Here is a 4760-nt window from a genome sequence, read left to right as displayed (position 1 = left end):
GCCTGCTCGACCCTGGCGACCAGGCGGCTGTTGTGGACGGCACGGGCGAATCCCGGGGTGTGGCGGGTGCCGTCAGCCATGTCGCGCGCGAGGCTCGCGTACACCTCGCCCACGTTGATGGAGGCGCCGGTCCAGATCTCGGCCACGGCAGGGCCCGTTCCCGTGGCAGCCGGAAGATCGGGATCCTCGAGGTCCACGCTCGAACTCAGTGTGAGGTCGCTGACCTGGACACCGGCAGGGTGGTCGCCGGTCCAGCCTGAGCCACCCGTCGACACCACGGACCTCGAGGCTGAACCGGGCGTCGGGTGCCGTCACCCCGGCCAGGACCTGCACCCCCACCGGGGCACCACAAGTCGTCTTGACGATCGCGTCCAGGTGGTCGGGGACCTCACGGGCGGTGGTGGTGCCGGTGTCGACCAGCTTCACCTCGGGCCAGAGGAGCTCCGTGCGCGCGTCGATCTCGGTGATGTCGCCGAGGTCGTCTCGACGACGTCCAGGACATGGCCCACGGCGATCGCCATGAAGCCCGCTCCGGCCGCGGCCTTGTCGAAGTATTCGTAGGCGCTCACCGACTCCGGGCCGTTCCCGAAGGTCGTCGCGGTCACCCGTGCCGACAACAGCCGCCCGAGCCGGCCCTGCGCGATGACCTCGGCCGCCCGGCGCACCGACGGGTTGAGACTGCCCTGCAGCCCGATCGCCGTGGGCGGATGGCCCTTCCCCGAATCGGTCGCCGCGGGCAACGCCCACACGACCGAGTGAACTTGACGCTCCAAGATGAACTTGACGCGTCAATTTCTACCCCGGCGGAACTTGATGCGTCAACAACCCGGACGTAGGATGCATCGCATGACCTCGACCGCGGGCGCACGAAGAGCCGAGCCACGAGGAGCTGGCGGCGTGGCTGGCCAACTCCGCGATCATGATCAGCCTGCCCGCCGCCCTCGACGCCCGGATGCAGCGCGAGTCCCAGCTGACCTTCTTCGAGTACATGGTTCTCTCCGTGCTCTCCGAGCAGGAGGACCGGACCATGCAGATGAGCGCCCTGGCCGTCCGTACGTCGGCCTCGCTGTCGCGGCTGTCCCACGTCGTCGGGCGGCTGGAGACGCGTGGGCTGCTTACACGTTCCCGGATCCCCGGCGCGGGACGCCGCACCAACACCACGCTGACCGAGGCCGGCTACGACGTCGTCGTCGCGGCAGCGCCCGGACATGTCGCGGCGGTCCGCGAGTACCTCATCGACCCGCTGGAGACCCGGGATCTGAAAGCCCTGCAGCGCATCGGCTCGGCGGTGCAGGCCGCGATCAACGGTGGACCGGTCCGCCAGGCCGCCGCCGAGGAGTGAGGGACGGAGGATCGATGGTCTCGGCCACAGAGTTTCGCGAGCTGTTGCTCGCCGACCGCGAGCGCACCACGGAGCTGGTCTCGTCCCTCACCGCGAGCATCGCCTCGATGGTGGAGGCGACGCAGCTGTCCGCCTCCGACGACGAGCACGATCCGGAGGGGTCGACGATCGCCTTCGAGCGCTCGCAGGCGAGCACCCTGCTCGCCACGGCGACGGAGCACCTGTCCGACGTCGACGCCGCCCTGGCGCGGGTCGACGCGGGCACCTACGGCCGCTGCGAGCGCTGCGGGCAGGCCATCGCCCGCGAGCGCCTGCTGGCCCGGCCCACGGCCCGGACCTGCATCGCCTGCGCCGCGGCGAGCTAGTGCCGTGGACCGCCGTCGCACCCGAGGACCCTAGGCTGCGGGCGTGAGATACGACGAACTTGAGGCAGATGTCCTCAGGCTCATCGTCGGGGCAACCGACAGCAGTGTCCGCACCTTCGGCGAGCAGACAGTCACCCGCCTCGTGCGGCCGGTGCTGCTGCACGGCCCGGCCGAGGACGAGCTCACCCCAGAGGCCCAGGGTGCGCTCGCCACCGCCTGCGCGAACGTCCTGACGATCAGCGCAGGCGAACTGCACGATGCGCTCGCGACGATCTATGACGGCATCCTGGTCGACGACGATCTCGATGCCGAGGTCCTGACCGCCATCAGCGCGTTGGCGCACTGGCACAGCTACCTGGAGCACAACCGGCGCGGTGAGCTCTACGAGCTCGCCATCCGCTCCATCGAGGACGTCGACCACCAGGTGTCCGCCGATCTCGACGACTTCCTCGCCGCACCGGAGCTGGCCGCCGAGTACGAGCGCATCCGCCGGCTGCTGGAGCCCGATGGGACGTAGGGGCCTCCGGTTCAGCCTGCTGCCGCGGCGGCGGTCCGGTCGTTGAACACCAGCTCCCAGGCATGACCGTCGGGGTCGCTGACATACCCGGTGTACGCCCCGTCGTGCTCGGCCGCCGCCCCGGCGGATCCGCCTGCTTCCCGCGCACTGGCGAGGACGTCGTCGATCTCCGCCTTGCCGCCCATCGCGCACGAGAGGACCACGGCGCCCGGTTGCGGAACCACCGGACGCGCGTGGCCGGCGCGCTCGACGTAGGTCGCGTACTCGCCCTGCTCGATCAGGAACAGCGAGAGGTTCGGCAGCTCGAACGCGATCATCCCCCCGTCGATCCCGGGGGTCTCGAGGCCAAGGCCGTCACGGTAGAAGCGCAGCGTGCGCTCCAGGTCGGTAACCGGGAGCGAGACGACGACGGTGACGGGGCTCACGACCTTGACCCTAACATGCCTTGCTGTTCATATGAATAGTCGGTAATGTTTGGGCCATGGACGGCTTCACGGTGATCGCCGAGCCGAGCCGGCGCGCGATCGTGGACCGCCTCCGGCTCGGTGAGAGCGATGTGGGCACCCTCGTCGAGGAGCTGCAGGTGTCGCAGTCGCTGGTGTCCAAGCACCTCCGCGTACTGCGGCAGGCGGGCGTGGTGGAGTCGGAGGTCGCGGGCAAGCGCCGGATCTACCGGCTCACGGACCGTCCCCTGCCCGACGTGCTCGCCTGGGTCAGGCCCTACGTCGACCGCTGGAGCACGAGCTTCGACCGGCTGGCTGAGGCGCTCGACGACGAGGAGGAACAACGATGACGGACTCCGTTCAGGCCCCGCACGACGGTCAGCCCCCGCGCGACGAAGGGATCGCCGCGCAGGTGCGCGCGCCGATCGAGGTGCTGCTGGAGCTGGAGGACGACCGGTGGACGATCGTCATGCGCCGCCAGTTCCCGCACGGCCGGCAAAAGGTGTGGGCGATGCTCACCGATCCCGCGAGGCTGGCGCGCTGGTCACCGATCGTGCCCGACCGGCCGCTGACCGAGCCCGGCCCCGCGACCAGCCGGGAGAACCCCGGCGACGACCCGGCCGACGCCGAGGTCCTCGTCGCGGACGCGCCGCGCCGGCTCACCCACCGCTGGGGCGATGACCTGCTGAGCTGGACGCTGACGCCCGACGGCGACGGCACTGTTCTGGAGCTGCGCCAGACCACCGCCGAGCGTGCCGCCGCGGCGATGCTGGCCGCGGGCTGGCAGGTGTGCTTCGGGCGTCTGGCTGCCGAGGACGACACGGACCGGGAGCGCCCGACCGGCCAGCGTGCGCTGGCCTACGGCTGGCAGGAGCTGAGCGACGGCTACGAGAGCCGGTTCTCCGGGTAGACACCCTCCGAACTGGCACATAACGTCTCGGCCATGACCGAGACCACGGAGATCTACGCCGACGACACCCGCATCGTGCAGCTCATCCCCGCGGACGGGTGGGTCGCCGTCTACAAGGACGAGCATGCCGAGGTCCGCGCTCCCCTGGTGGCGTGGGGGCTGCGCCGCGACGGCCAGGTCGTGCCGCTGGACACCGCCCCCGGGGGCGACGTCGGCGACCCGCGGGAGACAGCCGGGTTCCACCGCGTCGAGCGGCTCACCCACGGACACTAGGTCAGGGTCGGTTCGGGTCGGGGTGCACCACCATGAAGAGCGACCAGGCGGGCGCGGCCGGGTCCTCCGGGCGGGCAGCGAACTCTTCCAGCAGATCCTTGAGCCGGGTGCGGAACTCCCCCATCTGCGGCGGCGGCAGGCGCAGCGCCATCCTGGTGCCCTCGGCCTCGGTCGCGGGGACGAGAGCGAGCTCCTCCAAGAACGCGTCGAGCATCGACTTCTCCAGCGCGGGCGATTCGAGGTGCCAGCTCTTGCGCGTCGCGAGATAGGGGATCTCTCGCGCGCCGCGCGCGCCGCGCCGCTCTTCCTGTGCCTCCAGGAACCCGGTGCGCACCAGCGTCCTGGTGTGGTGCAGCACGCTGGCCGGGTCTCGGCCGAGGATCGCCGCGATCTCCTTGTTCGTGTGCGGCTCCTCCAGGCAGATGCGCAGGATGCGGAGGCGCAGGGCGGAGGCGAGTGCCTTCGCCTCCGCGTCGGTCGCCAGCCGGCGTTCGGTCATGACCAGCAGCCTACTGAAGGGCGGGCAGGCCGGTAACGGGCTGGAGCGTAAGTGATTGACAAACCCCAATCACTTGCCCAGGATGTCGTCGTGCGCTTTGTCTTCCAGGGATCCACGGATCTACCGCCACGCCCACCGGGGCCCGAACAATCGAGGTCGACCATGCCGAACCGACGGACGGCCTCCTGGGTCAGCCCCGTCGAGGCTCCCCGAGGGCCTCAGGAGAGGGCGAACGACTACGACAGCTTCGCCGAGGCGTACGCGGCCGAGAACGAGACGAGCCTGCTCAACGCTTTCTATGCGCGCCCCGCGATCGTGGACCTGGCCGGCGACGTGGCGGGCCGCCGGATCCTCGACGCCGGCTGCGGCGCCGGACCGGTGGCCGCGGCCCTGCGCGAGCGGGGCGCCGTC

At 70.6% G+C, this 4760-nt stretch carries 9 protein-coding genes and 1 pseudogene; 7 read left to right on the top strand and 3 right to left on the bottom strand.

The annotated features are described in order from the left end of the window. Window positions 1-422 precede the first annotated feature (422 nt). The gene (locus PROKR_RS36860; RefSeq protein WP_211240070.1) at window positions 423-749 is read right to left on the bottom strand and encodes a Gfo/Idh/MocA family oxidoreductase; all 327 of its coding nucleotides are present in this window, start codon (window positions 747-749) and stop codon (window positions 423-425) included. A gap of 170 nt (window positions 750-919) precedes the next feature. On the opposite strand from PROKR_RS36860, the gene PROKR_RS08145 reads away from it, so the two are divergent. From PROKR_RS08145 to PROKR_RS08135, 3 genes are read left to right on the top strand one after another with little or no spacing between them, the layout of a single operon-like run. Beyond that, window positions 920-1342: a MarR family winged helix-turn-helix transcriptional regulator gene (locus PROKR_RS08145; protein ID WP_211240069.1), complete on the top strand. Its 423-nt coding sequence runs from the start codon at window positions 920-922 to the stop codon at window positions 1340-1342. Window positions 1343-1356: 14 nt separating this feature from the next. Next, the gene (locus PROKR_RS08140) at window positions 1357-1707 is read left to right on the top strand and encodes a TraR/DksA family transcriptional regulator (RefSeq protein ID WP_036961755.1); all 351 of its coding nucleotides are present in this window, start codon (window positions 1357-1359) and stop codon (window positions 1705-1707) included. A gap of 43 nt (window positions 1708-1750) precedes the next feature. Then, the gene (locus PROKR_RS08135) at window positions 1751-2224 is read left to right on the top strand and encodes a hypothetical protein (RefSeq protein WP_036961752.1); all 474 of its coding nucleotides are present in this window, start codon (window positions 1751-1753) and stop codon (window positions 2222-2224) included. Between the two features lie 11 nt (window positions 2225-2235). Here the strand turns inward: PROKR_RS08135 and PROKR_RS08130 are convergent, their stop codons facing one another. After that, window positions 2236-2649: a VOC family protein gene (locus PROKR_RS08130; RefSeq protein WP_036961749.1), complete on the bottom strand. Its 414-nt coding sequence runs from the start codon at window positions 2647-2649 to the stop codon at window positions 2236-2238. Between the two features lie 56 nt (window positions 2650-2705). Between PROKR_RS08130 and PROKR_RS08125 the strand changes: the two genes are divergently transcribed. From PROKR_RS08125 to PROKR_RS08115, 3 genes are read left to right on the top strand one after another with little or no spacing between them, the layout of a single operon-like run. Further along, on the top strand, window positions 2706-3017 hold the full coding sequence (locus tag PROKR_RS08125) for an ArsR/SmtB family transcription factor (RefSeq protein ID WP_036961746.1): 312 nt from the start codon (window positions 2706-2708) through the stop codon (window positions 3015-3017). Then, on the top strand, window positions 3014-3577 hold the full coding sequence (locus PROKR_RS08120; protein WP_051432780.1) for an SRPBCC domain-containing protein: 564 nt from the start codon (window positions 3014-3016) through the stop codon (window positions 3575-3577). The genes PROKR_RS08125 and PROKR_RS08120 overlap by 4 nt, the downstream gene beginning before the upstream one ends. A 33-nt stretch (window positions 3578-3610) precedes the next feature. Continuing rightward, complete coding sequence (locus PROKR_RS08115; RefSeq protein WP_036961743.1) at window positions 3611-3850, top strand: hypothetical protein; 240 nt, start codon at window positions 3611-3613, stop codon at window positions 3848-3850. A 1-nt stretch (window position 3851) separates the two neighbouring features. On the opposite strand, the gene PROKR_RS08110 is transcribed toward PROKR_RS08115, so the two are convergent. Beyond that, a complete protein-coding gene (locus tag PROKR_RS08110; RefSeq protein ID WP_036961740.1) occupies window positions 3852-4349 on the bottom strand; it encodes an ArsR/SmtB family transcription factor in 498 nt (165 codons plus the stop codon). A gap of 162 nt (window positions 4350-4511) precedes the next feature. On the opposite strand from PROKR_RS08110, the pseudogene PROKR_RS08105 reads away from it, so the two are divergent. After that, window positions 4512-4760: pseudogene (locus PROKR_RS08105) on the top strand (SAM-dependent methyltransferase); the annotation flags it as partial.

Origin of the sequence: Promicromonospora kroppenstedtii DSM 19349 (assembly GCF_000515355.1) — a bacterium.
Taxonomy (GTDB): Bacteria; Actinomycetota; Actinomycetes; order Actinomycetales; family Cellulomonadaceae; genus Promicromonospora; species Promicromonospora kroppenstedtii.
The sequence above is the reverse complement of the archived record's forward strand: the minus strand, read 5'-3'. Positions and strand labels throughout refer to the sequence as shown.

Excerpts from the sequence above, each read along its gene's own strand:
- PROKR_RS08125 (WP_036961746.1), top strand. The coding sequence starts at position 2,706 with ATGGACGGCTTCACGGTGATCGCCGAGCCGAGCCGGCGCGCGATCGTG.
- PROKR_RS08145 (WP_211240069.1), top strand. The coding sequence starts at position 920 with ATGATCAGCCTGCCCGCCGCCCTCGACGCCCGGATGCAGCGCGAGTCC.
- PROKR_RS08110 (WP_036961740.1), bottom strand. The coding sequence starts at position 4,349 with ATGACCGAACGCCGGCTGGCGACCGACGCGGAGGCGAAGGCACTCGCC.
- PROKR_RS08120 (WP_051432780.1), top strand. The coding sequence starts at position 3,014 with ATGACGGACTCCGTTCAGGCCCCGCACGACGGTCAGCCCCCGCGCGAC.
- PROKR_RS08140 (WP_036961755.1), top strand. The coding sequence starts at position 1,357 with ATGGTCTCGGCCACAGAGTTTCGCGAGCTGTTGCTCGCCGACCGCGAG.
- PROKR_RS08115 (WP_036961743.1), top strand. The coding sequence starts at position 3,611 with ATGACCGAGACCACGGAGATCTACGCCGACGACACCCGCATCGTGCAG.